We start from the raw sequence: 25,978 nt of genomic DNA, 5'->3' as shown, positions 1-25,978 counted from the left end.
GCTTTCTCCTCGTTTTCCCGTAACGATCACGGTTCGTCAGGGAGCGCCACTCACAGTTACAGCCACGTCTCTCACACCGCTGGCGAGGCGAAAAATACAGCTCGGGACGGATGCCGTCCCGAAATCCGACGGTTGCGAGCGATGCCGGGTTACGAGATTTTGTCGTACTGGTCCGAGAGCTTCTCGGCAGCGTCGGCCATCAGGTCCTGCTCGTAGTCGTCAAGATCCCACTCGACGATCTCTTCGACGCCGTTGCTCCCGAGACGGACCGGGACACCGAAGGCGGTGTCCTCGTGCCCGAACTCGCCTTCGAGCTTGACCGACGCCGGTAGCACTTCGCCGGTGTCGTGGAGGATGGCTTCGACCATGTGCGCGACGCCGCGTGCCGGCCCCCACTCGGTCGCGCCCTTGCGCTCGATGACGTCCATCGCCGATTCCTGCAGGTCGCCGAGCAGTTGCTCTTTCTCGTCGTCGCTGAACTCGGGGTCGGTGCCGTCGACGCGGACCTTCGAGAACACGGGGACCTGTGCATCGCCGTGTTCCCCGAGGATTGTCCCTTCGACGTTCTGGACCGGGGCGTCAAACTCCTCGCTCAGCACGTAGCGGAACCGCGCGGAGTCCAGGCGGCCGCCGAAGCCGATGACCTGCTCACGCGAGCGGTCGCCGGCCTCGTAGAGGTGGCGGTTGAGCAGGTCGACGGGATTGGAGGTGGTCAGCGAGACGTAGTCGTCGTTGTGCTCGTCCAGCGAGGACTGGATGTCCTCCATGATCGGCGCGTTGTCGCCGGCGAGGTCGATACGGGTCTGTCCGGGCTGGCGGGGAATCCCGGCCGTGATGACCACGACGTCCGAGCCGGCGGTGTCCTCGTAGCCGCCCTGGCGGACACGCGTGTTCGAATCGTAGGCGATGCCGTGGTTCGTGTCGGCGGCCTGCCCGACCGTGTCGTCTTCCTTGTCCGGGATGTCCACGAAAACGACTTCGTCAGCGATGTCACGGAGCGCGATGTTGTACCCTGCGGCTGCGCCGACTGTGCCGGCTGCGCCGACTACGCTTACCTTTGTCATACCATTCGGAAAGGCTCGGGCGCGAACGTTAAACGTGTCGAAACCCCGATTCCGCCGCACAGCGTTCAGCCAGTACCGACGTCTCGCACCCGTAAACTGTTTTCAGCCCCGTGACGTTGTGACTCGTATGAGTGATTTCGACAAGGAAGCCGAACGCGAGAAACTCCGCGAGAAATTCGAGCAGGAGGAGGACAACCGGGCGGCGACCGAGCAGATGAGTGAGCTCCTGTTGAAGGGCGCGACGATGACGAACGCCCACTGCAGCGAGTGTGGCGACCCCATCTTCCGCTACGACGGCCAGGAGTTCTGCCCGACCTGTCAGAAGCCAGTCGCTCGCGACGCGCAGGCCGACGGGGCGGAGACGGACGACGGCGACGAAGAGACGGCGGACAGTACGGGCGACGGGGACAACATCGAGATGGCCGACCCCAGCGACGAGGCCCGCGTCCAGTTCGGCGACGATAGCAACGAGCCGGACCAGACTGCAGCCGAAGCCGGAGCGGCGGACGGGCAGACCACACCGGACGCTGCTGCCTCCGCCCCTCAGGAACCATCCCGCTCGGACTCGTCGACGAACGCATCGCATTCTCCACCCGAAGCGGGGGGCGATAGGACCACACAACCCCGGAGCCAGCCCGATTCACCCGCCCAGAACGACCGAACCGGCGCTCCGAACCCCGCTGACCGGATCACTGAATCCGAGCGGCAGCCTGGAAACAGTTCACAGGACCCCCCCGCTTCCGCTCGACAGCCCGCGCCATCCGAAGGTGGGGCCGGTGACGTTGCGGCAAATCTGGATGCGGCGTCTGCGCTACTGGCCGAGACTGTCCACCGCTTCGCCGAGCGCGCCGCGGCGACCGAGAACCCACGCGAGGCTCGCGAGCATCTGCAGGCAGCGAGAGAAGCGGCGGAAGCGCTGGACGCGACGCGGTTCTGAGCGGAGCTACGGGTCGTAGTCGCTGGCGATGACTTCTCGAATCCGGTCGGCGGTCACGTCGCCGATGCCGGACACCTCCAGCAGGTCGTCTTTGTCGGCGGTCATCACCGCCTCGACGCTACCGAAGGCTTCCAGCAGCGTGCGCGCGGTCACCGGCCCGACTTCGGCGATTGCGGCGACGACGTACTCCTGTTGCTCCGGGAGCGTCTTCGACTGTTTCTCGCCGTGGACGCTCACCTCGCGGTCGGCCACCTCCTGCTCCCGCCCGGCGATGACTTCCAGCAGGTCGGCGGTCTCGTCCTCGTCGCTGGTCCGCAGCACGCTCGCGCCGAAATCGACCGCGAGCGACGCGAGCGCGCCCTGGATCGCCTTGTGATGGACGTTCCGCGCGCCGAAGAGGTCTTCGCCCTCGATGACGACGACGGGCCGACCGTAGTTGCGCGTGGCGTCCCCGACCTGCTCGAACATCGACCGGTCGCCGCCGGTCAGCGTGTCCATGAAGTCAGCGACGGTCTTGCGCTCGACGACCACGCGGTCCGAGAGGACGTAGTCGCCGACGGCCAGCGTTTCGAGTCGGGTCTCGATACCGTCCCGCGTCGAGAGGTCCCGGGCGATGTTCGAGTCGAGTTCCCGCTGGTCGGCGACGATTTCGACGGGGTCGTCCTCGTCGTCGCGTCCGGCGCTGGCGACCGTTCCCTCGTCGTCCCCTGTTCCGGTATTCTCCTCGTTGGCCGTGGCCGCTTCGCTGTCGACCTCGGCTGCTTCCGACGGGTCGTCTGCGAAGGCGTCCAGTCCGGCCTGACCGTCACTGCCATCGTCATCCTCGACTGACTTGTTAGCTCCGCTACCCCTTTTGTTTCGAGTGGAATCCCCGCTCCGTGTTGCGGTTTCATCCTCGCTGGTTCCACCCGAAGCGGTCCCTTCGCCGTCCTCGTACTCGTCGAGCCCGGTCTGGTCGAGGCGGGCCTCCAGTTCGCCGGCGACGCTTTTGAGTTCGTTCAGCTCGCGTTTCATCCGCTTCTGGTCGTTGCGGGCCTTCCAGAAGTACGCCTCGTCGCGGGTGTCCTCGGCCAGCAGGACGACGACCCGGCCCTCGGCCTGTCGGCCGGTTCGGCCTTTCCGCTGGATGGCCCGAATCGCGGTCGGCACCGGTTCGTAGAACAACACCAGGTCGACTTCGGGCACGTCCAGCCCTTCCTCGGCGACGGACGTCGAGACGAGCACTTCGAACTCGCCGTTGCGGAACCGGTCCAGCGTCTCCTGTTGCTGGCTCTGTGTCATCCCCTCGCTGCCGTCGGTGTCGCTCTGGCCGACGAACTTCTGGGTCGTGAAGTGGTCCGAGAGGAAGTCGACGAGCGTTTCGGCGGTGTCGCGGGACTCGGTGAAGACGATGACGCGCTCGCCGTTCTCGATGCCCAGCGTCTCGGCGAGCAGCATTCGCGTCTGGCGGAACTTCGGGTGCAGGTCGTCGTAGTCGCTGGCCTTCCGCATCGCCTCCCGTACTTTCGGCTCGCTGACGAGGCGCTGGTCGGCCTTCGACGCGCCCGAGGAGCGGGCGGCCTCCTTCAGCCGCTCGAAGTACCGCCGCAGGGACTCGACGCTCTGCGTTTCGACGTACGTGACGGCAGTCCGGAGCTTGCGGACCTCCGCGAGAAAGCTCATCCCCTGGTAGCCCTCGCTCTGGTCGTTGTTCATCAGGTCCCGAAGCTGGCCCTGAATCTGCTGGATTTCGCGCTCGGAGATGTCCGCCGAAGACTTGTTCGTGACGCCGAGTTCCCGCAGCTGGTCCAGCCGGTCCTCGATGACCTCATTGATTGCGTCACGGATCTCGACGACGATATCGGGCAGTTCGATGCGGTTCCAGTCGACGCTGGTGTCGTGGGTGTACTCGGCCACGTCGGCGTCGTTTTCGGTCATCACCGCGACCTCGTTCAGCCCGAGGTTCTCGCACACTTCGAGTATTGCCTCCTCGTCGTCGCCGGGGGAGGCGCTCATCCCCGTCACCAGCGGGTTCTCGGCGTCGGCGTGGTAGCGGTCGGCGATGTAGTTGTAGGCGTAGTCGCCGGTCGCCCGGTGGCACTCGTCGAAGGTGCAGTGGGTCACGTCGGCAAGGGAGATGCGGTTGCCCACGAGGTCGTTCTCGACGACCTGCGGCGTCGCGATGACGATGCGGGCGTCCTCCCAGAGGGCGGCCCGGTCGTCGGGTCGGACCTCGCCGGTGAACACGACCACATCTTCGTCGTCGATATCTAGGGCTTCACGGTAGAACTCGGCGTGTTGCTGGACCAGCGGCTTCGTCGGGGCCAGCATGAGCGCTTTCCCGCCGACGGCGTGCAGCCGTTCGGCGGTCACCAGTAGCGAGACGGTCGTCTTGCCCAGCCCGGTCGGGAGACAGACGAGCGTGTGGTCTCCGCTCGCCGTTTCCGCCAGTTCGGTCTGGTAGCGGCGGTTCTCCAGGAACTCCGGCGTCACCAGCGGGCGCTCGACGTGCTCGCCACCGGCGTCGGTGGTCGCCATTACCCACGCGTTCGTCCCGCCGGTGGTTAAGGGTTCAGATACCGCGGTGAAAGTGAACGGACGGCCTTAGAGGCCGAAGCCGGGCAGGTACTGGACGCCGACCCACATCGCCAGCGCCCCGAGCACCGGAATCGAGAAGTTGTCGTCGATGACGTAGCCGGCGATACGCGGCTTGACGCCGTCGGCGAACGTCGCAGCGATACCGCCAAGCACTGCGGCGGCGGGGGGAACGAACGGCGCGGCGAGTAGCGTACAGACGCCGAACATCACCAGCAGGACCCAGGCCTGTTTGACGTTGCTGGCATCAGCCGAGCCCAGCAGGCCGCTGATGGGGTCGCCGATAGCGAGCATCAACATCGCCGGGACGGCGACCGTCTCGGTCATACTCGGGAGTTCGACGGCGAAGGCGACGATGGCGATCCCGACGATGTACAGCGCGTAGCCGGCGGGGTTGTCCTGCTCGTACTCCCGGGTGAGCCGGTCGTACACCACCCAGTCCAGTCCGGTGGTCAGCCGCACCGCTTCGAGAATCAGCACCACGACCAGCGCCACAGCCAGGAATCCCTGGACGACGCGCCATGTAATCAGGTCCGGCCGGAGCAGGTGTGCGAGCGGGACCGCCGCACCGGTGACGTGGACGAGCCGCCGGGATACCTCGTCGGCCATCTACAGGTCGTCGAAGGTCAGATCGCCGGTTGCGAGCCGTTCGAGCCGGTCGGCGAGCCCGTCGATGGGGAGGCGTTTCTGCTCGGTCGTGTCTCGTTCGCGCACCGTGACCTCGCTGTCTTCCAGACTCTCATAATCCACGGTGACGCAGTAGGGCGTGCCGACCTCGTCCTGCCGGCGGTAGCGCCGGCCGATGGCACCGGAGTCGTCGTAGGTGACCGAGAGACCGGCGGCCCGGAGGTCCTCGGCGATATCGGTGGCGAGGTCAGCCATCCCGTCCTTGTCCATCAGGGGGAAGACGCCGACCGTGGTCGGGGCCTGCTCCGGCGGGAGGTCGAGGTAGGTCCGCTCCTCGCCGTCGACCTCGTCGCTCTCGTAGGAATGTGCGAGAACGGTGTAGATGATCCGGCCCACGCCGAAGGAGGGTTCGACGACGTGTGGGCGGATGTGCTCGCCGTTCTCGGTAACCTCGTCGACGCTGAAGTTCGTCTGTTCGACGGGGACGGTGTGGGACTCGCCGTCGACCTCGACGGTGACCTCGTCGTCATCGAAGGCGTCAGGATTCCGCTCGGCCAGCGCTTCGAGTGCGTCGGCGACCGCGCCGGCGTCCCCGCCGAACTCCGGCCCGAGGTAGCTCATGTCGGGATCGACGGTCGCGCGCTCGACGGTAATCGGCTCGTCGTACTGCTTGAACACTGTGTAGTCCTCGCCGGAGTGCTCGGCGTGTTTCGAGAGGTCGTAGTCGCCCCGGTAGGCGAAGCCCGTGATCTCGATCCAGTCGCTGTCGACCTCGCTCTCGGCGTCCCAGCAGTCGGAGGCGTAGTGGGCGCGCTCGCCGGCGAGGTGCTGACGGTAGCGAAAGCGGTCCATGTCGACGCCAACGCGCTCGTACCACTCTCTGGAGACGCCCAGATAGTAGGCGACCCACTCGCTCTCGACGACGCCCTCGTCGACGGCCTCGCGGACCGTGAGTTCGCGCTGGCCGCCGTCCTCGCTCTCCTGTGCTGCTGCGGAGTACAGCGGGAGCGTCACGTCCGCTACCTCGGCCAGCGGCGGCTCGTCTTCCTCGGGGTCGATGAAGTGTTCGAGTTCGGCCTGGGTGAACTCCCGGACGCGGACGAGGGATTTCCGCGGGGAGATCTCGTTCCGGTAGGCCTTCCCAATTTGTGCGACGCCGAAGGGGAGCTGATTCCGGGCGTACTCCGAGAGCTGCGGGAACTCCACGAAGATGCCCTGTGCGGTCTCCGGACGGAGATAGCCCGGCGACGACGACCCCGGCCCGATGTTGGTTTCGAACATCAGGTTGAAGTTGTCGACCGGCTGGTCGGCCAGGGACGCGTGACAGGAGGGACACTCGATGCCGTGCTCGGCGATGAGGTCCATCACTTCCTCGTTGGGGAGTGATTCGGCCTCCTCGATGTCCGTGTTGTCCTCGACGAGGTGGTCGGCGCGGTGGGTCGCGCCACACTCGCCGCACTCGACGATCATGTCGTCGAAGCCGTCGAGGTGTCCCGAGGCCTCGAAGACGGGCTCGGGCATCACGTCGGGTGCTGAGATCTCTTGATGGCCTTCCTTGACGACGTAGCGGTCCCGCCAGGCGTCTTCGATGTTCGATTTCAGCGCAGCGCCCTGTGGCCCGTAGGTCCAAAAGCCCGCCGCGCCGCCGTAGGCACTCGACGAGGGGAAGTAGAAGCCGCGACGCTTGGCCAGCTCGGTGAGGCGTTCGCCTTCGCTCATAGGCCTCGCAGCAGGTCGATGTCCCGGACGATGCCGGTGAGTTCGTCGCCCGACAGCAGCGGGATCTGTTCGATGTCGTGCTCGATCATCAGTTGGGCCGCCTCCTCGGCGGTGCGGCGCTTGTTCACCGTCACGACCTCGGCGGTCATGAACTCGCGGACGGGCTCGGCAGGGAGCTCGACGTTGCGGGTGGGCATGTACCGACCGCCGACGGCTTTGATGCCCTCCCAGGCCCAGTCGTCGTCCTGATTGGCGATGGAGTCGCCGGTGTCGTCCTCGCCCTCGACGACGCGGGCGACCGCGATGATGTCGACCTCGGTGAGCATCCCCGACATGTCGCCGTCGTCGCCGAGCACGACGCCGTATGGGACGTTCGCGTGGGAAAGCTCCCGTTCGGCGACGGTCAGCGGCGTGCCTTCGTACACGCAGTTGATGTCGCGGTTGGCGAGATCACCGACGATCTTGTCGCCGTCGACGTCGCCGTTGGCGATGGACCGAATCACGTCGGTCACTGTGATGATCCCTTTGAGCTGGCCGTCGACGATGGGGAGGCGTCGCTCGCCGTCCTCGACCATCACCTGCGCGGCGGCTTCGATAGACGTGTCCTCGCTGATCGCCGGGACTTCCTCGACGAGCAGGGCTAGCTGGTCTTCGTCGGGGCTCTCGATGAGCGCATCGCGTGAAATAATCCCTCTGAACTCCTCGCCCTCGTCGGTCTCCTTGATGACCGGGACCGACGAGAAGGCCTGCTCCTGGAGGTACTCCAGTGCGTCATCACGGGTCCCAGGAATGGTGACCGTGACGACCTCCGAGCGTGGCGTCATAGCGTCTGCGACGTTCATACTGCCAGAACTTCCTTCCCGCATCTACTAAGTCCTTAACATCCGTCCGTTTTCGGCATCCGGGTAGCACGCCGGGCGGCCATCGGCTATCGCCGGCGACCGCGCAGACGCCATCTCGGAAACCCAGGGACTGCACCGCCTCGGAAACAACTACGTCTTCTGTCACATTGATGTTCCGAATCTGGGTATGAATAGAACTGCGGAGACAGACTCTAATGGTTGAGATGTAAGGCCCTATCCGTATTGGGCCACGAACCATTTCGTCCCAGTACTGACAGGGTACGAACTATTGTCAGACAGTTGGCTCTGGATCATACTCCTGCCCTCTATGGGTTTCGCTAAGTTTTTATATGGTTGTTACATATTATCATGCATGGAGTCGGATACTGTCGCTCCGGTTGAGATGGTCGCGGACGGAGACATCATGGCATCCGTCGAAGAGGGTCCAACGGATCAGTTTATCGTCGCTGACGTGACCCGAGACGACGCCTATCTCACAACCCCGCTCGCGGATGCTGCCTCGCTCCCGGCCTGGCGATAGGCCGCTGTCTGTCGGTTCGATTTTCGCTGACGGTCCCACCAAGCAGGATACCCTATCAGCGGCGCGGGCGCTCCGTCCCGAGTGTCCGCACGCAGTCGTTCGGACGGAGAAAACAAGCGTTATGCCGCCCCAGTAAGTTCGATTCGGTATGAAGGTACTCGTCACGGATCCTATCGCTGATGCCGGTCTCACGCGGCTCCGTGAGGCAGGCCACGATGTCGAAACAGCCTACGAGGTCGAGGGCGACGCGCTCCTCGACGCGGTGGCCGACGCGAACGCGCTCATCGTCCGCTCGGGCACCGAAGTCACCGAGGAAGTGTTTGCGGCCGCGCCCGACCTCATCATCGTCGGCCGGGCCGGCATCGGCGTGGACAACATCGACATCGACGCCGCCACGGACCACGGCGTCATCGTCGCCAACGCCCCCGAGGGCAACGTCCGCGCCGCCGCAGAACACTCCGTCGCGATGGCGTTTGCCACGGCTCGCTCCATTCCACAGGCCCACGACCGCCTGAAAAGCGGCGAGTGGGCCAAAGGCGAGTTCCTCGGCACGGAAGTCAACAACAAGACGCTCGGCGTCGTCGGCTTCGGCCGCGTCGGCCAGCAGGTCGCCAAGCGACTCGGCAGCCTGGGCATGGACATCGTCACGTTCGACCCGTACATCAGCCAGGAGCGCGCTGACCAGTTCGGAGCGGAACTCGTCGACGAGCTCGACGACTGTCTCGCCAAGTCCGATTTCATCACCATCCACACGCCGCTGACCCCCGAGACGGAGAACATGATCGGCGAGGAAGAGCTCGCCGAACTCGAAGGCGGCTACGTCGTCAACTGTGCCCGCGGCGGCATCATCGACGAGCCGGCCCTGGCCGAAGCCGTCGAGGACGGCGTCCTGAAGGGCGCAGCGCTCGACGTGTTCGGTGAGGAACCCCTGCCCGAGGACAGCCCGCTGCTCGACGTCGAGGACATCATTGTCACGCCCCATCTGGGCGCGTCGACGGAGGCCGCTCAGGAGAATGTCGCCACCTCCACGGCCGACCAGATCATCGCCGCGGCCAACGGCCAGCCCGTCGCCAACGCCCTGAACGCGCCGTCGCTGGACGAGGCGACGTTCAAGCAGGTCGGGCCGTACCTCGACCTCGCCGATACTGCCGGTCGCATCGCCGTGCAGTTGTTCGGCGGTCACATGTCCGAAGTGCAGGTCACCTACGCTGGCGACATCGCCGAGGAAGACGTGGAGTACGTCACCGCCAGCGCACTGAAAGGGGTGTTCGCCCCGTCGGATCTCCAGGTCAACGCCGTCAACGCCCCGCAGATCGCCGAGGACCGGGGTATCGACGTGACCGAGTCCAAGACCCGCTCTTCCGAGGACTACCAGAGCCTCATCACCGTCACCGTCTCCGACGGCGAGGAATCCGTCTCCGTCTGTGGGACCCAGTTCGGCGGCGAGGAGCCCCGTATCGTCCGCATCGACGACCACCGCATCGAGGCCGTCCCCCACGGGCACATGCTGGTCGTCCGCAATCGCGACGAGCCCGGCACTATCGGGTTCATCGGGACCGTGCTGGGCGAGGCCGACATCAACATCGCCGGGATGTTCAACGGCCGCGAGACTATCGGCGGGGAGGCCCTGTCCGTCTACAACCTCGACGAACAGCCGCCACAGGACATCATCGAGCGACTCAACGGCGACAGTCGCATCATCGAGACCACCTACGTCGAACTCGGCGACGAGTAACGTCAGCGGAATTTTTCGAAAGCCAGTCGCAGTTTATTTGCCGTCGATAAGGCGCTCGTACCGGTCGACGACGGCCTGGCGGTGTTCGCGCTCCTGTTCGAGCGCGGTTTCGAGTGTCGCCACCTGCGAGCGCAGCAGCGCGATCTGTATCTGATAGATCGTACTGGGCGTCTGTCGGGACGATGGTGACGGGGAGCCCGACCGGTCCCCGGAGTCGAACGGCGGCGCTGAATCGCGGGACGAGGCCATACCCGTGACAGGACCGCCACGGCCAAAAACACCCGTCGGACGGCCGTCACGCGCCCGTCTGTCGGCCTGATACGTCCGGGTGACGCTATCGCTCACATGAAGTCCGCGATACCTGACTGCTTGTTGTGGTCGTTTTCGAACACCGACTCTATTTTCCGTTCCAGGATCTTGAGCCGCTGTTTCGTGTAGTCGCGGGCTCCGAACTCGTCGGCGACGCGGATGGCCGTGTCGATGTACTTGTTGACCGAGCCCTCGTGGACGGTGAGGTTGACGCGGCCGCCACACTCTCGACAGTCGCCGGTCAGGGGCGCGCGGCGGAACGACTCGCCGCAGTCCAGACAGCGAGTCTCTTGCCGGGAGAACGCCCGGAGGTTCCCGATGAGGTCCGGCAGGAAGTGGTACTCGATGATGCGCTCGGCCACGTCGCTCTCGACGACGGCCCGGAGCTTCCGGGAGATCTCAAGCTGGGCGTCCATCTTGTCCTCCATCGACCCGAGCGTCTTGTACGCCGAGAGGTCCGGCCCGGCGGCGATGTTCGCCGTGTCGTGGGTGTGGCGAAACTCGGTGTACTCGCGGTCGGTCCCCAGTGTCTCCTCGGCGATTTTCATCACGTCTTCGACCTCGGTCGGGTCTTTCATCTCGCGGGTGGCTTCGTAGACTCCCGGGGATAGCTCTCCATGATGTCCATGTTGTGGGCCTCGTCGTCGATTTCGCTGGGGTCGATGCGAGAGGACATCACCAGCGGGGCGTCCATCTGTCCGCCGCGCTGGTTCGGGAGGTAGGACTTCGAGAAGTTCAGCAGGCCGTCCATCAGGAGCATTACGCAGTCCTCGTCGCCGTCGCACTGGCCGACATAGGTTCCTTCGACGGCAACGCGGTGCGTGTCGGCGACCGTGAGACAGTAGACGTGGTCCACGTTGCTCTCGACGTACTCGACAGTCTCGACGGTGTCTGTCGGGGCTGCGCCGTCGGTTGCTGCCGTCGAGGCCTCGCCGCGTGCCGTCATCGTGGTCGTCTCGCCGCCATCGTAGGCAGGGAGTTCGTCGCCGGCAGTCAGGTCGCCCGCCGGGACTTCCTCAATCCCATCGGAGCCGGCACGGAGCATCGTGTGGTCGGGCGTAACCCTGAGGGTTCGGTCGCCGACGGAAATCTCGACGAGGTGGTCCGGCGCGGGGTGTTTCGAGACGGCGTCGACGGGCTGGCGACAGGGACCGTTCTCGCCCAGCGACGACACGGTGAGGTCGCCGTTTAGCTCCTGTACGAGCGTCCCGAAGTCGTCTTCTTCGGGGTCGTCCAGTCGGTTTTCGACCAGTTCCTCGATGGTCCCGTACTCCCAGTCGTCATTCTCGTCTTCGTACCACAGCCGCGTGTCCGGGTGGAAGCAGTTCCGGCGTTTGGCGGCGTGGAAGTACGGATGCGCGTAGCCGACGGCGGCGGAGGTGAAGCCGACCACGCGCCCGACCGTCGCCGCGCTGGTGTGGGGGGCCATCCCGAAGACGAGTTCGCCGACGAGGTCCTCGCGGTCGTCGAACTCGTAGAACCGCTCCAGCCCGTAGTACTGCTCTAAGAGGTCGTCGACGAAGCGGGCGGTCTGGAGCATGTGCTCGGCCGCGCCGTCCGAGAGGACGATGTCCTGGACCTTCAGTTCGACCAGCTGGTCGTCGTGGGTCAGCGGGTCGCCGTGGATGTCCTCCGTATAGCCCAGCCCTCGGAGCCGCTCGGCGGAGACGTCCAGTTCCGAGGCCCGAACCGCCGTCACCGGCAGGTCCGTCATGTCGTAGCGCACTGTCCCGTCCTTGAACGCCGACACGTCGTGTTTCGCTCGAAGGATACCTTTCTCCATCGGCTCCGGGACCTTCTCCTCGGAGGTGAGCCCCTTGACCGCTTTCAGTTGCTCGAAGGCTGTCTCGCGCTCGCCGACGTTCTGCAGGGCATCGCGGTAGGCCTCTTGCAGGTCGAGTACCTTGTACTGGGTCGGCGAGGCGAGCGTCTCACAGCGCGTACACTCCGCGCGGCCGGACTCGTCGCGTTCGACCTCGGCCTCGCAGTCGGGACAGACGTACACCGGTTCGGTGGTGCCGCCACAGTCGGGACAGCCCGCCTGGTGGGTCTCGGTTCCGCAGTCGGGACAGCGCCGGCGGGCGATCTCCACCTCGACGTGGCCGGGCGTGTCGCTCATCCCGTCCGCGTGCTTCGTCGCCTTGGCCACGTCCCGCTGTGCGCCGCCGGCCTCGTCGATGGGGCTGAGCGTGTGGACGGCCGGCGAGAGGTCCCGCCGCTCGGATTTCTCGGGGCGACCCATCCGGTTGCCGATGCGGGTCGGGGCTCGCTCCCGGACCTGAAACGGCGCGATTTCGTTGATTACCTCGATTGCGTTCTGGCCGTCTTCGCGTTCGGCGTCCTCGGCTACCCCGATTGCGTCGAGCGACTCGCTCTCGCCGTAGGTCCTGGCGCGCTCGGAGAGGTCCGCAGGCGTCCAGTCCCGCTCTAACGAGCGGGAGAACCCGAGTGTCCGCACCAGCGGCACCCAGTCGGTGACGGTAATCCTGTCGTCGTCTTGGGTGTGCTCGACGAGGAGGTGTTCCAGCGTCCGCTGGACGGCATCGGTGCGGGGCAGGACGAGCGCGCCGTCGTCGCTGTACGTCTCGCCCGCTGTGTCGTCAGCCTCCGCCTCTGGGTCGGCGTACGCCCCGTCGGCCTGTGCGACCTTTGCGTCCTCGACGGCGTCGGCGAGCGCGCACACCTGGTCGACGCTCACGTCGTGCCAGAGGTAGGTGTATTTCGGGTGCAACGGCACGTCGTAGTCGGTCGCCCACTCGATTGCCTCCTCGGCGCTCGGGTCGGCGAGGTCGACGTGGGGCGAGTCCTGCATCGCCTGCACGTCCGCGCCCGCGGCATTGAGGTCCTGCTCCCACCACTCGACAGTGTAAGAGGCCGGCGCGAGCGGGTGGTTGTTCTCGACGAACTCCCCGTAGTTGACCAGGTACTCGCCCAGGTCGAGTATCTTCTCGACGCCGTTGCGCACTTCCAGCGCCTCCTCGGCATCGTCGATGCGGCGCACGTCCCCGTTGGCCAGGCGGACGGTGGGTCCCTCGATGGTGTCGACCGGGACGACGCCAGCGGCTTTCCCCGGCCGCTCGGTCTTGATCTGGGTCCCGGTCGCGAGGAAGTCGTCGACGAGATGCATCGTCGCCGGATGGACGCCGGCGGTCGCGAAGCCATGGTTACGTGACCGCCCGTAACGAAGCCGGAATCCGCCCGCTTTCGACGGGTGAGAGAACACTGGCCGGCCGGCAATGAGGTCCCGGAGGTATTTGTCGGCTGGCTCGACGCGGGGCGGTCCGGCCTGCTCGTCACTCTCGTCTTCGCTGTCCTCGTTCGCTCCTTCGCTCCCGTCGTCGCTGTCCGCATCGTCCGAGCCGTCCGCCTGGTCGGCTTCGTCTTTGCCGATGGTCCCGTCGATGAGGTCCTGCAGCCACGGCCAGTCGACCTCGTCCAGGTTCCGGGTGTAGCGCTGGATCTTCGGCGCTTTCAGGGCAATCCCCTCGGCCAGTACCAGACACATCCCGCCGCGCGGCGAGTTCGAGTCGACGCGTTCGAGGTCCCGATAGCCCGAGACTTCCTCGTCGCCGGTCGCCTCGCCGTCGAGCATGATCGGCATGTGCTCGGCGATGAACTTCGTCTCCTTCTCCTTGGGCGAGTACTGCAGCCCGGTGTCCTTGTCGTAGAGATCGATCTCCTCGGCGTAGCGCCCGATCTCGTCGTCGCGGGCCTTGTACTGGTCGATGCCCAGCAGTGCGCGGGCGTAGTCGGCGACCAGCACCGACAACGCCTGCGCGGTCCCGCCAGCCGACCGAATCGGGCCGGCGTAGTAGACGTTGATGAACTCCGTCCCATCGTCGTTTTCCAGCAGTTCGACGCGGTCGATGCCCTCGATCGGTGCGGCGACGACGCCCTCGGTCAGCAGGGCAACGGCGGTCCGGACCGCGCCTTCGACTTTCCCCTCGCGGCTGTCGTAGTCGCCGACAGTCCCTTCGACGAAGTCCTCGACCAGTTCCAGCGCGGCCTCCTCGCGGGACATCTGCCCCTCCAGCTCTCGAACCCGCTCGGCAACGCCGTCGATGCCGAGGATGTTCTCGACCCGGTCTGCCATGTCGCGCGCGGTTGGAATCTCGACCTCCGGCTTCGGGTCACCGCCGCGCTCTTTGGCCCGCTCGGCGACGTCGAAGGCGGCTTCGAGCTGTGTTTCCAGCGTTTCGAAGTACTGTTCGTCGGCCTCTCGCATCTTAGATATTCCAGAGGTCCAGGTCGGTTGGCTCGTCGTGCTCCCGCTTGAGCTCTGTATCGAATCCGCGGACGTACAGTTCGCCCGCCCAGACGGTGCCGGCGTTCAGGTGGCCGGCAATCGCTTCGCCGTCGGGCCGTGAGAGAACGGCGTGGGTGTGGGCGAACCGCTCCCCGTCCAGCTGCGAGATGTTGCCCATACAGGCGGCGACTTCCAGCGGTTCGTCGAAGGTCACCGAGTCGTACTCGGTCCGGTCCTGGTCGTAGAACATGAGCTCCGCGTCTTGGACCGCCCCGAGCCCGTAGAAGAAGCCGGCGTCGATGCCCTGTTCGTCCGCGAAGGCCTCGATTTCGCCCCGCCAGTCCGCGCCGTGTGCCAGTCGGCAGACGTACTCGGACGTACTGTCGACTTCCCGGTAATCCATATACGTACTCGATGGCAGGCCGCTCCAAAAGCGTTGCTTTCGGTGCGACCGTTTATATCCGAGGCCGGGATTACCGCCGCCGTGACGTAGCCACGACCCGGCGCGCTCAGCGATTGCGCGGCACACCGCGCCGGGACCGATCCGTGCCGCCTGTTCGCCATTGTGCCGGGACAGACGACCGACCGGCGTTATCCCGGCAGCGACACCCGACTGACCGGATGGTTCCGGTCGGCGTCGTAGAACGAGAGTTCGTCGACGGTCCACCGGATCGGCTCGATGTCCCGCTCGACCAGCCGAGCGGCCGCGTCGCGGTCCCCGCCGCGGGCGACGGTTACGTGCGGGACGTACGCGTCGCCCTCCATTTCGTCGACCGGGTCGACCCGCTCGCAGAGCCGCTCGTGCAGGGCGACAAGCCCCGGGCTCTCGACGGCGAGATACACCACCGGTGATGGACCGGTCACGGCCGTCTCGAACTGCTCGACGCCCGAAATCCGCGCCTCGAACGCCGACTGGCCGCGAAGCGCCTCACGTCCCTGCGCTTCCAGCCGTGCGTAGGCCGTGTGGTCGCCGCCGCCCAGTCGCTTGGCGACCAGCGTGTGATCGCCCCGTCCCCGCCGCTGTGCGAGCGGCAGGTCCGCCGCGAGGTCGGCCGCCAGCGACGTGACTGCCGACGGGAGCGGGACGTTGATGCTGTACACAGTGGGCGCTCGTCCTCTGTGGGCAAAAAGAGCGCGGTCCTACAGCCGGTCGAGCAGCCACAGGACGATGAGGACGATCAGAATCACGCCGAGGAACGGCTGTAGTATGCCGAGCAGGCCGGTCAACAGCCCGAGCGCTGTATCGAGCACTTCGAGCCCTAGCCAGACCACAATGAGGACAAGGACAATCTTCAGCAGAGTGTCCACGTCGAGTTTGGCTCTGTCCATGCTCGATAGGATTCCCTCGCGGGGCAAACCCCTTGTGGCCATGGGGGCAGGCGATCCAGTCCAACCACCAAACTTGCCTGGGATGTAAGGCCCCTGACTATCAGTTCACACAATCGGCAATAAACGATATACCTGCTGAGGGGATAGCCGCGGTAGGATGGGCCGGAGCGCTGGAACGCTAGTAGTCGTATTCGTCGCGATAGCATTGCTTGTACCGACAGCGACCGGAGTCGGTTTCGGCAGCCTCGGCCAGCAGTCCGTCGACGCGGATGTGGTCGTGATGACGGCGGACGTGGACTCCGATGGAACGGCCGACTGGACGGTCGCCTACCGAATTCGACTCGACGACGATAACGCAACGCAGGCATTCGAGGACCTGCGGACGGATATTCAGGCCAACCCGTCGGCGTACACGGACCGCTTCGAGAACCGGATGCAGGACACTGCCGGGGCAGCCGAAAACACGACCGGCCGCGAGATGGCCATCGAGAACGTCACCGTGAGCGCGCGCGAGGAGACGTTCGGCCAGACGTACGGCGTCATCACCTATCGGTTCCAGTGGACGAACTTCGCCGGCGTCTCCGGCGACCGCATCGAAATCGGCGACGCGCTCTCGGGGCTGTTTCTGGACAGCGAGACCTCGTTGACCGTGCGCTGGCCGGCGGACTATCAGGCTGACTCCGTCGCGCCACAGGCCGACGAACGGGAGAACGCCTCTGTCACCTGGCGCGGCCAGCAGACGTTCGGGGAAAACGAGCCGCGAGTGGTCGTCAGTCCGGGGGACGCCGCTGACGGGGAGGACGAATCGAACGGACTCCTCGTCGGCGGACTCCTCGCGCTGGTCGGTATCGCCGCCGCAGCGTATGCCCTTCGCCGGTACGGCGTGCTCGGCGGCGGTAAGCCGGCCGAACCGCCGGCGTCGATGGTCGACTCGGACGAGTCTGAAGCGGAGCCGGCCGCCGTGACGGACGCCGACGCTGGCGCACCACCGGCCGAACTCCTGAGCAACGAGGAGCAGGTCCTGCAACTGCTCGAATCCAACGGCGGGCGGCTCAAACAGCAGCAGGTGGCCGGCGAACTTGACTGGACCGACGCCAAGACGAGTCAGGTCATCGGGGGCCTGCGCGACGAAGACAAAGTCGAGACGTTCCGCATCGGCCGCGAGAACGTGGTGACGCTGCCGGACACCGACGTGACTGGTGGGGAGGGTGACGGGAGCGACGGAGCCGACAGCGGCGGCGAAACCCAGTGATAAAGGAACCGACCGTTTACTGGAATCTGCCGTCTCATATCACTGCTGTCGGGCGGTTTTAATTCGGCTTAATCGGCGCTAACCCGGCATCACTGACTCCTATTTATAGGGTGTTCGGTGGTCAAGTAACGGCTATAATGAGACGAGCCACTCCGGTATTGCTGGCAGTCGTGCTCGTGGTGAGCACGCTCGCCGCGGTGCCCGCCGCGACGATGGCACAGGAGACTGAAACGGTGACCGAACAGGCCGACGAGAACGCGACGCCCCCCGGCGCACAGCTGGCGGGCGTCGTCAGCGTGCAGGAAGCCGAACTTGACGGTGAGGTCCAGTCCCGGACGTTCGGGGTCCGCATCGCGCAGGCGAACACTGACGACGCGAAGGCGTCCGTCGTCGCCGACCAGGTGAACGACTCCGAGGCCCGGCTCGCGGAACTCCAACAGCGCAAGCAGGCGCTCGCCGAGGCCCGCGAGAACGGCTCGATGAGGGAGGGCGAGTACCGGGCGAAGGCTGCACAGCTCCACGCCGAAACGAAGAACGTCCAGCGACTGGCTAACGAAACGAACGAAACCGCCAGCCAGCTCCCCGCCGAAGCCCTGGATAGGCAGGGCGTCGACGCGGCGGCAATCAAGACCCTCTCACAGCGCGCGAGCGAACTGAGTGGTCCGGACGTCGCCGCTATCGCACAGGGTATCGCCGGGCCGAACGTCGGACAGCAGGCTCGACCTGACGCTGCCAGCGACCGTGGCGGCGATGCGGTGAACCGCTCCGAGGCAGACGACCGTCCCGGGGTCGAGCGGGAACGAACTCAGGCAGGTGAACGGACAGACGATATCGATGCCACGCCGGCCAACGAGACGGCCACCGATGGCGGTGAAACTGAGCCGCCGACCGACGTCGGGTCCGACACTGTCGACGCTGGCCAATAGCACAAAAGAAGTCGAAGATACTGTTTAACCTCGTCACACAGCGGTCTGCGTGTCGCTACTGGCCGCTACGGGCGACGCGATGGCTACTGTGTCCATGTGTCTGGGGACCATACACACGCCACTGTGAACACGGAAACTATTAGTACCCGAGTCACACAGCAGAAAGTACATGAAGCGGACCTCTCGCTCCACGATGCTCGCTGCGGACAGCGAGGGGTCCCTCCGTTTCTCCCCACGACGACGACGACCGGGCCGTTTCTAGGCCCACTACTACTTACTCTTCAATTGACAGGTTCGCTTCGTCGCTAGACGCCGTCGTCGTCGGTTCGATGGGATACTCGATCCATTGTTTGATCGAGAAACCGACAGGCACACCACGGAACCAATCCAGAACACATCCATGCCAGAAGGAAACGGAACCGTCGCGCTCGCCTTCTCGGGCGGGCTCGACACGACAGTTTGCGTATCGCTGCTGAAAGAAGAGTACGGCTACGACGAGGTCATCGGCGTTACCGTCGACGTTGGCCAGCCCGACTACGAGTTCGAGGAGGCGGAGGAGACCGCCGAGGCGCTGGGCGTTGAACAGCACGTCGTCGACGCCACCGAGGAGTTCGCAGACCTCTGTATGGAAGCCGTCAAGGCTAACGCTGACTACCAGGGCTACCCGCTCGGGACCGCTCTCGCGCGCCCGGTCATCGCCAAAGCCATTCTCTCAGTCGCCGAAGAGGAGGGCTGTTCGGCCGTCGCACACGGCTGTACCGGCAAGGGCAACGACCAACTCCGCTTCGAGTCCGTCTGGCGCGACTCCGACCTCGATGTCATCGCACCGGTCCGTGAACTCGGACTGACCCGCGAATGGGAAAACGAGTACGCCGCCGAGAAGGGCCTGCCCGTCGAGGGCGGCGACGGCGGTCGCTACTCGATCGACACGAACCTCTGGAGCCGCTCCATCGAGGGCTCCGAACTCGAAGACCCGAGCACAATCCCGTCCGACGACATCTACAAGTGGACGGACAACCCCTCGGACAAGGATGCCGAACTCGTCGAGGTCGAATTTGAAGACGGCGTTCCTGTTGCCGTTGACGGCGAGGAACTCGGCGGGGTCGAACTCATCGAACAACTCAACGAGCAGGCGGGTGCCCACGGTATCGGTCGCACGGACATGATGGAGGACCGCATGCTCGGGCTGAAAGTCCGCGAGAACTACGAACACCCCGCAGCGACGGTACTTCTGACGGCCCACGAGGCGCTTGAAGGACTGGTGCTCACACAAGAAGAACGCCAGTTCAAGGCTCAGGTCGATCAGGAGTGGTCCCAGAAGGCCTATCAGGGCCTCGTCGACGCGCCGCTGACGGGCGCACTCGAAGCGTTCATCGACGACACCAACGAGCGCGTCACCGGCACTGTGACGGTGAAACTCGAAGGCGGTCACTGCCGCCCGGTCTCCCGCGAGTCCGACTACGCCGTCTACAGCGAGTCGGCGGCCTCGTTCAACGAGGAGGACGTCTCCGGCGGGATCACCCAGCAAGACGCCACCGGCGTTGCGAAGTACCACGGCTTCCAGTCCCGCCTCGCGAACAAGATCCTCGACGACGCGAAGAAGGGCGCTGCCGTAACGGACGGCAGCGGCGACCAATCTGACGCCGCGACTGAGGACACGGAGGAGTAAGCGAATGAGCGACGGCGAGGACCACGAGACGGCGGACGCGGACCACGCGGCCACAGCGGGCGACGCCGACCGAAGCGGCGAGACGGTCGTCCGCCGCGACCGCTTCGCGGGCGGGCCCGCCCGGTCGTTCCTCTCCTCGCTGTCCGACGACGAGCGCATCTTCGCGGCCGACCTGGCCGTCGACCGCGCCCACGTCGTGATGTTGGCCGAACAGGAGATCATCGACCGCGAGACGGCCGGCGACGTGCTGGCCGCGCTCGCGGACGTGGAAGACGCGGGCCACGGTGCGCTGCCCGACGGCGAGGATGTCCACGAAGCCATCGAGAGTGCGGTCATCGAGCGCGTCGGCCCGGACGGCGGGAAGATGCACACCGCTCGCTCGCGCAACGACGAGGTGGCGGCCTGCATCCGCTACCGCCTGCGCGAAGACGTTCTGGACCTCGTCGAGACCGTCGTCGGTGCCCGCGAGCAACTCATCGAGGTGGCTCGTGCCGAGCGCGAAACGGTGATGCCGGGCTACACGCATCTCCAGCCCGCTCAGCCGACGACGGTCGCCCACTGGGTGCTGTCCTACGAGCAGGCACTCCAGCGCGACACCGCGCGTCTGCTCGATGCCTACGAGCGTGTCAACCAGAACCCGCTGGGGTCGGCCGCGTTCGCCGGGACGCCCTTCGATGTGGACCGCGAGCGCACGGCCGAGTTGCTCGGGTTCGAGGGCGTCGCCGAGAATTCGATGGATGCCTCGGCGACGCGGGATTTCCTCGTCGAGACGACCAGCGCTGTCGCGACGCTGGCGACGAACCTGTCGGGGCTGTCCGAGGACGTGGTCGTGATGGCGAGCAAGGGCCACGTCACCCTCGACGACGACTACGCCTCGACCTCCTCGATCATGCCCCAGAAGAAGAACCCCGACACGCTGGAGCTGGTCCGCGGTCGGACGGGTGACGCCGTCGCCGGGCTGAACGGCCTGCTGACCAATCTGAAGGGCCAGCCCCGGGCGTACAACCGCGACCTGCAGCGCGCCGGTCGCCACGCTTGGGACGCCATCGACAGCGTCACCGAGAGCGTGGCAGTCGCCGCGGGCGCGGTCGCAACCGCTGACTGGCCTGCCGAGACGCTCGAAGCCGCAGCCACTGATGGCTTTGCGACGGCGACTGGCGTGGCGGACTTGCTGGCGATGGCCGGTGTGCCGTTCCGCACGGCCCACGAGGTCGTTGCCGAGGCCGCCGCCGGTCTGGGGTCCGAGGAAGACGTGCCCGACTACGAGGCACTGTCGGCCGTCGCCGAGGACGTGCTGGGCGAGCCTCTGTCAGCCTACGTCGACCGCGACGCGCTGGAGGACGCACTTGACCCAGCGGAAAGTGTCGCGATGCGGGACTCTCGCGGTGGCCCGGCCCCCGACGCCGTCGCCGAGCAGGTGTCGGTAGCCGAAGACGCACTCGCCGCCGACAGCGAGGCACTGACTGACCGCTGGCAAGCGGTTTCACAGGCGGCTGACCGCCGCCAGACGGAGGTGGACCGATATGTCTGACCGACCACCGTCCCCTCGCGGGACAATTATACCATACTTCTGATACACGATTCGGAAACGTGGCGGATTTGGAGCTTTGATACGATTAGAAGGCAGTATATCTTGTTAAACTATTCTGATATTTTCGAAGGCTTTAAGTGGATCCCTGTCACAGGATGAACTACAATGGCAGAATGCATCGAGTGCGGGGCGGACGTGTCCCTGCACGACAACCTCGAAGTCGGAGAGATCGTTGACTGTGCCACCTGCGGTGCCGAACTGGAAGTCGTTGGCGCCGACCCTGTCGAGCTCGACAGCGCACCCGAGCTCGAAGAGGACTGGGGTGAGTGAGGTGTTCGCGGTGGCGCGGCGCTCGGCGCCGTACGTGACCGTGGCGCTCGACGCTGCGAGCCGCGAACCCACGGAGGACTCAGTATGAAAGTCGGACTCCTCTACTCGCGCATCCGCCGGGACGAGAAGCTACTCCTGTCGGAACTGCGCGAGCGCGACCACGAGATCGAGAAAATAGACGTTCGCAAACAGCAGTTCAACATCCACGAAGCCCCCGAGGCCTTCGAGGACCTGGACCTCGTCGTCGACCGCTGTCTGGCGACCAGCCGCAGCGTGTACGCGACGAAGTTCGCGAAGGCCTACGGCGTCCCCGTGGTCAACGGCCCCGAGGTCGCCGACACCTGCGCGGACAAGGTCAACAACAGCCTCGCGCTGGAGGCCGCGGGCGTGCCGACGCCGAACACCGACGTGGCGTTCACGAAGGACGCCGCGCTGGAATCCATCGAGAAGTTCGGCTACCCCTGCGTCCTCAAGCCGGTCGTCGGCTCCTGGGGTCGCCTGATGGCGAAGATCGACTCCCGCTCGGCCGCCGAGGCCATCCTCGAACACAAGGAGACGCTCGGCCACTACGAGCACAAGATCTTCTACGTCCAGGAGTTCGTCGACAAGCCCGGCCGCGACATGCGCGTGCTGGCCGTCGACGGCGAGCCCATCGCGGCGATGGTCCGCTCCTCGGACCACTGGCTCACCAACGCCGCCAAGGGCGCTGAAACCGACGAGTTCGAACTGGACGACCGCGCACTGGAACTGGTCGAGAAGGCCTCCGACGCGGTCGGTGGCGGCCTGCTCGGTATCGACCTGATGGAGGTTGGGGTGTCGCAAAGCGACACCCAAGACGCGAGCGGCGAGAGCGAGGCGCAACGCGCCTCGAATGCGAACGGCGACAGCCGTGAGCAAGGCGAGCCGCGAGCGCGCGAGTTCGAGGACTACACGGTCCACGAGGTCAACCACACCGTCGAGTTCAAGGCCTTGAACGAGGTCACCGACGTGGACGTGCCCGCGAAGGTCGTCGACTGGCTCGAACAGAAAGCGGCGACCGAGACTGACGCCGAGGTGACAGCATGACGTACACCGCGAGTGTCGTCGGCGGCTCCGGATTCACCGGCGGGGAACTGCTTCGCATCCTCGACGGTCACCCCGAGTTCGAACTGGCACAGGCGACCAGCCGCTCGAAGGAGAACAAGACTATCGGGCACTCGCACCCGAACCTTCGCCACTCGGACCTGCGCTTCTCCTCGCCGTCGGACCTGGAGTCGGTTGACGTGCTGTTCGCCGCGACGCCCCACGGCGTCTCGATGGAACAGATCGACGCGTTCCAGGAGGCGGCCGGCACTGTCGTCGACCTCTCGGCGGACTTCCGGCTCGATTCGGAGGCCCAGTACGACGAGTGGTACGACGGCCACACACGCCCGGAACTGCTTGACCAGAGCGAGTACGCGCTACCGGAACTCAACCGCGACAACCTCGCGGGCGCGGACCTCATCGCCTCCGGCGGCTGCAACGCCACGGCGACAATCCTGGGCCTGCTCCCGCTGTTCGAGGCCGACATCCTCTCCGGTGACGAGCAGATCGTCGTCGACGTGAAGGTCGGGTCAAGCGAGGGCGGAGCCGGCGGCGGCGAGGCATCCTCGCATCCGGAGCGCTCGGGCGTCGTCCGTCCGTACGCGCCGACGGGACACCGCCACGAGGCCGAGATCCAGCAGTTCCTCGGCATCGACGTGTCCTTCACCGTCCACGCGGTGGACATGATTCGCGGCGCGAGCGCGACCTGTCACGTCTTCCCCGAGGGCCCGGTCTCGAAAGGCGACCTCTGGGGAGCCTACCGCGGCGAGTACGAGGACGAACCGTTCGTCGAACTCGTCGCGGGCGGCGGTGGCGTCTACCGCTACCCCGAACCCAAGTCGGTCGCGGGAACGAACCGCGCCGAGGTCGCTTCGAACTTGACCCCGGCAACAAGCGACTGGTCGTGTTCTCGGCCATCGACAACATGATGAAAGGGTCGGCGGGCCAGGCCGTTCACGCGGCCAACGTCGCCCTCGGCATCGAAGAGACGGCGGGGCTGGAGTTCCAGGGGCTCCACCCCGTCGGCGCACCGTAACCCCTGACCTGAGTTCTTATGACAGTCGTTATCAAAGTCGGTGGCGCTCGCGCGGTCGACCCTGCGGGGGCGCTTGCGGACGTGGCATCGTTAGTGGCCGATGGTGAGCGGGTCGTCGTGGTTCACGGCGGCTCCACCAAAGTCGACGAGACGCTCGAACGGCTCGGCGTCGAGCCCGAATACGTCGAGACGCCGTCGGGCGTCGTCGGCCGGTTCACGGACGAGACCACGATGGAGGTGTTCGAGATGGCCTTCGGGCACCTCAACACCCAGCTCGTCGCCGGCCTCCAGAGCGAGGGCGTCGACGCGGTCGGGCTCACCGGCGTCGACGGCAAACTGCTCTACGGACCGCGGAAGTCCGCAGTGCGGGTCGTCGAGGACGGCAAGAAGAAGATTCGCCGTGGCGACCACTCGGGCACGATCAAGCAGGTCAACGGCGACCTGCTGGAGACCTTGCTCGGCGATGGGTACACGCCGGTGGCTGGGCCACCCATGGCGGGAGACGATGACGGTGAGGTAATTCCAGTGAATACCGACGCCGATCGCTCGGCGGCGGCCATCGCCGGCGAACTCGATGCGCAGTTGGTGCTCCTCACTGATGTCGAGGGCGTTTACGCGGACCCCGAGGACCCGGCGACGCTCATCGAGGCCGTCGAGACGGCCGCCGACTGGGACGCCCTCGAAGACGCTGCAGAGGGATTCATGGGCCGGAAAATCATGGCCGCCGAGGAGGCGCTCGACGGCGGCGCATCGGAGGTCGTGGTGGCAGACGCCAACGCCGAGTCACCGATTCTCTCGGCGCTTGACGGCGGCGGAACCCACGTTCACGCGAGCGCACTCGAACAGGACATAGACCAGACAGCGACGGAGGAACAATGAGCGGATTCGTTTTCAACGAGAAACCTATCCAGATCGAACGTGGCGACGGTGCCTACGTCTACGACGACAGCGGCACAGAGTATCTAGACATGGGCGCGTCCTACGCCTGTGTCCCGCTGGGACACGGCCACCCGGCGGTCCAGAGCGCCGTCAGCGAGCAGCTAGAGAAGATCACGTACGTCCAGGCGTCGTACCCGAACGCCGAGCGGACGGCGCTGTACGACCTGCTCGCCGACACCGCACCGGACCCCATCGACAAGACCTGGCTCTGTAACTCCGGGACCGAGGCCAACGAGGCCGCGCTGAAGTTCGCCCGGTCGGCGACGGGGGACTCCAAGATCGTCGCGACGATGCAGGGCTTCCACGGCCGGACGATGGGCGCGCTGGCGACGACGTGGAAGAACAAGTACAAGAAGCCCTACGAACCGCTCATCGGCGACGTGGAGTTCGTTCCCTACGACGACAGCGAGGCGCTCGACGAGGCCGTCGACGAGGACACCGCCGCGTTCATCGTCGAACCCGTCCAGGGCGAGGGCGGTATCAACCCGGCCTCGGACGGCTACCTCGAAGCCGCGCGGGAGATAACCGAAGACGCTGGCGCGGCGCTCATCTTCGACGAAGTCCAGACCGGAATCGGCCGGACGGGCGCGCTGTGGAACTCCCAGCGAGCCGCCGTCGCACCCGATATGATAACCGCGGCGAAAGGGCTCGGCAACGGTCTCCCCGTTGGGGCGACGCTGTGCCGGGACTGGATCGCCGAGGACTACGGCTCCCACGCCTCGACGTTCTCCGGCGGGCCGGTCATCTCGGCGGCCGCCGGCGCGACCGTTTCGACCGTCATCGACGACGACGTTCCCGCAAACGCCGCTGCGATGGGCGATTACCTCCAGACGGAACTGGAAGCGGCCATCGGCGACGAGGTCCGGGACATCCGCGGCGAGGGCCTGATGATCGGCGTCGAGGTCGGCCGCGGCGCGAACGCGGCCCTGAAGGAACTCGCGCTGAACCACCAAGTGCTCGCGCTGCCGGCCGGCCGCACGGTCGTCCGCCTGCTTCCGCCGTTGACCATCGACGAGGACCACGCCGACGCCGTCGTCGAGGCGATGACGGAGGTGCTGGGATGAGCGAGACCGCGACCCGCGAGGCCGACACCGAGGCCCGCGACCTGCTCGAAGCCATCGTCCGCCACGCCCTCCGTCCACCCCGAGGAGGCGGCGGCGGCCGAGCGCCTGGCCGAGTTCTTCGAGGCCCACGACCGCGAGGTGTGGATCGACGAGGTCGGCAACGTCCGCGCGCCTGCAGACGACGGCGTCCTGCTCACGTCCCACATCGACACCGTCCCGGGTGACATCCCGGTCCGTGTCGAGGAG

20 protein-coding genes and 3 pseudogenes are annotated in these 25,978 nt (G+C 65.9%); 13 read left to right on the top strand and 10 right to left on the bottom strand.

The genetic code is table 11. The features are described from left to right. Positions 1-149 precede the first annotated feature (149 nt). Positions 150-1,064: a malate dehydrogenase gene (gene mdh / locus GJ630_RS04895; RefSeq protein WP_014041705.1), complete on the bottom strand. Its 915-nt coding sequence runs from the start codon at positions 1,062-1,064 to the stop codon at positions 150-152. A 127-nt stretch (positions 1,065-1,191) separates the two neighbouring features. Between mdh and GJ630_RS04890 the strand changes: the two genes are divergently transcribed. Next, a complete protein-coding gene (locus GJ630_RS04890) occupies positions 1,192-2,001 on the top strand; it encodes an Sjogren's syndrome/scleroderma autoantigen 1 family protein (protein ID WP_191449479.1) in 810 nt (269 codons plus the stop codon). 6 nt (positions 2,002-2,007) lie between these two features. On the opposite strand, the gene GJ630_RS04885 is transcribed toward GJ630_RS04890, so the two are convergent. The 4 genes from GJ630_RS04885 to GJ630_RS04870 all read right to left on the bottom strand — a co-directional run bounded on the left by GJ630_RS04885 (position 2,008) and on the right by GJ630_RS04870 (position 7,763). Beyond that, on the bottom strand, positions 2,008-4,518 hold the full coding sequence (locus GJ630_RS04885; protein ID WP_191449478.1) for a DEAD/DEAH box helicase: 2,511 nt from the start codon (positions 4,516-4,518) through the stop codon (positions 2,008-2,010). A 66-nt stretch (positions 4,519-4,584) separates the two neighbouring features. Beyond that, positions 4,585-5,184: a dolichol kinase gene (locus tag GJ630_RS04880; protein WP_014041702.1), complete on the bottom strand. Its 600-nt coding sequence runs from the start codon at positions 5,182-5,184 to the stop codon at positions 4,585-4,587. Next, positions 5,185-6,921 (bottom strand): glycine--tRNA ligase, encoded by a 1,737-nt coding sequence (gene glyS, locus GJ630_RS04875; RefSeq protein WP_191449477.1) that lies wholly within the window; start codon positions 6,919-6,921, stop codon positions 5,185-5,187. It lies immediately after the preceding gene. Continuing rightward, complete coding sequence (locus GJ630_RS04870) at positions 6,918-7,763, bottom strand: CBS domain-containing protein (protein WP_014041700.1); 846 nt, start codon at positions 7,761-7,763, stop codon at positions 6,918-6,920. Before GJ630_RS04870 ends, glyS begins: the two co-directional genes overlap by 4 nt. Before the next feature lie 373 nt (positions 7,764-8,136). Here GJ630_RS04870 and GJ630_RS19440 point away from each other — a divergent pair, with 373 nt between their 5' ends. Together GJ630_RS19440 and serA are read left to right on the top strand one after the other, a co-directional pair. Continuing rightward, positions 8,137-8,304: a hypothetical protein gene (locus tag GJ630_RS19440; protein ID WP_014041699.1), complete on the top strand. Its 168-nt coding sequence runs from the start codon at positions 8,137-8,139 to the stop codon at positions 8,302-8,304. A gap of 148 nt (positions 8,305-8,452) precedes the next feature. After that, positions 8,453-10,039, top strand: coding sequence for a phosphoglycerate dehydrogenase (gene serA, locus GJ630_RS04865; RefSeq protein ID WP_151102696.1), 1,587 nt, complete (start codon positions 8,453-8,455; stop codon positions 10,037-10,039). Positions 10,040-10,072: 33 nt separating this feature from the next. Here serA and GJ630_RS04860 read toward each other — a convergent pair whose 3' ends face one another. From GJ630_RS04860 to GJ630_RS04840, 5 genes and pseudogenes are all read right to left on the bottom strand, one after another. After that, positions 10,073-10,288: a hypothetical protein gene (locus GJ630_RS04860; protein ID WP_014041697.1), complete on the bottom strand. Its 216-nt coding sequence runs from the start codon at positions 10,286-10,288 to the stop codon at positions 10,073-10,075. Positions 10,289-10,380: 92 nt separating this feature from the next. Continuing rightward, a pseudogene (locus GJ630_RS04855) lies at positions 10,381-14,573 on the bottom strand (DNA-directed DNA polymerase II large subunit). Between the two features lies 1 nt (position 14,574). After that, entirely contained in the window at positions 14,575-14,997 is a 423-nt protein-coding gene (locus GJ630_RS04850; RefSeq protein ID WP_014041695.1) for a PPC domain-containing DNA-binding protein, read from the bottom strand. A gap of 188 nt (positions 14,998-15,185) precedes the next feature. Continuing rightward, a complete protein-coding gene (locus GJ630_RS04845) occupies positions 15,186-15,695 on the bottom strand; it encodes a 2'-5' RNA ligase family protein (protein ID WP_371726985.1) in 510 nt (169 codons plus the stop codon). Between the two features lie 39 nt (positions 15,696-15,734). Then, positions 15,735-15,923, bottom strand: a complete 189-nt coding sequence (locus GJ630_RS04840) for a hypothetical protein (RefSeq protein ID WP_014041693.1) — start codon at positions 15,921-15,923, stop codon at positions 15,735-15,737. Between the two features lie 157 nt (positions 15,924-16,080). Between GJ630_RS04840 and GJ630_RS04835 the strand changes: the two genes are divergently transcribed. The 10 genes and pseudogenes from GJ630_RS04835 to GJ630_RS19890 form a co-directional block, all read left to right on the top strand. Further along, positions 16,081-17,175 carry a hypothetical protein gene (locus GJ630_RS04835; protein ID WP_064288548.1) on the top strand — a complete coding sequence of 365 codons (1,095 nt, stop codon included), beginning with the start codon at positions 16,081-16,083 and terminating at the stop codon, positions 17,173-17,175. A 137-nt stretch (positions 17,176-17,312) separates the two neighbouring features. After that, positions 17,313-18,101: a hypothetical protein gene (locus tag GJ630_RS04830; RefSeq protein WP_191907461.1), complete on the top strand. Its 789-nt coding sequence runs from the start codon at positions 17,313-17,315 to the stop codon at positions 18,099-18,101. Between the two features lie 400 nt (positions 18,102-18,501). Continuing rightward, positions 18,502-19,770, top strand: a complete 1,269-nt coding sequence (locus GJ630_RS04825; RefSeq protein WP_191449476.1) for an argininosuccinate synthase — start codon at positions 18,502-18,504, stop codon at positions 19,768-19,770. 4 nt (positions 19,771-19,774) lie between these two features. Continuing rightward, the gene (argH, locus tag GJ630_RS04820; protein ID WP_191449475.1) at positions 19,775-21,301 is read left to right on the top strand and encodes an argininosuccinate lyase; all 1,527 of its coding nucleotides are present in this window, start codon (positions 19,775-19,777) and stop codon (positions 21,299-21,301) included. A 165-nt stretch (positions 21,302-21,466) separates the two neighbouring features. After that, positions 21,467-21,631: a lysine biosynthesis protein LysW gene (gene lysW, locus GJ630_RS04815; RefSeq protein ID WP_004959888.1), complete on the top strand. Its 165-nt coding sequence runs from the start codon at positions 21,467-21,469 to the stop codon at positions 21,629-21,631. An 84-nt stretch (positions 21,632-21,715) separates the two neighbouring features. Beyond that, positions 21,716-22,696 carry a RimK family alpha-L-glutamate ligase gene (locus tag GJ630_RS04810; RefSeq protein ID WP_191449474.1) on the top strand — a complete coding sequence of 327 codons (981 nt, stop codon included), beginning with the start codon at positions 21,716-21,718 and terminating at the stop codon, positions 22,694-22,696. Next, positions 22,693-23,729: pseudogene (argC, locus tag GJ630_RS04805) on the top strand (N-acetyl-gamma-glutamyl-phosphate reductase). The gene GJ630_RS04810 and the pseudogene argC overlap by 4 nt, the downstream one beginning before the upstream one ends. An 18-nt stretch (positions 23,730-23,747) precedes the next feature. Next, entirely contained in the window at positions 23,748-24,608 is an 861-nt protein-coding gene (locus tag GJ630_RS04800; RefSeq protein ID WP_191449473.1) for an acetylglutamate/acetylaminoadipate kinase, read from the top strand. Then, entirely contained in the window at positions 24,605-25,732 is a 1,128-nt protein-coding gene (locus GJ630_RS04795; RefSeq protein WP_191449472.1) for an aspartate aminotransferase family protein, read from the top strand. The genes GJ630_RS04800 and GJ630_RS04795 overlap by 4 nt, the downstream gene beginning before the upstream one ends. Before the next feature lie 60 nt (positions 25,733-25,792). Then, positions 25,793-25,978, top strand: a pseudogene (locus tag GJ630_RS19890) (acetyl-lysine deacetylase); the annotation flags it as partial.

Source organism: Haloarcula sp. CBA1122, from assembly GCF_009741785.1.
Taxonomy (GTDB): domain Archaea; phylum Halobacteriota; class Halobacteria; order Halobacteriales; family Haloarculaceae; genus Haloarcula; species Haloarcula hispanica.
Note: the sequence above shows the minus strand (reverse complement) of the source record. Positions and strands in the feature narration are given on the sequence as shown.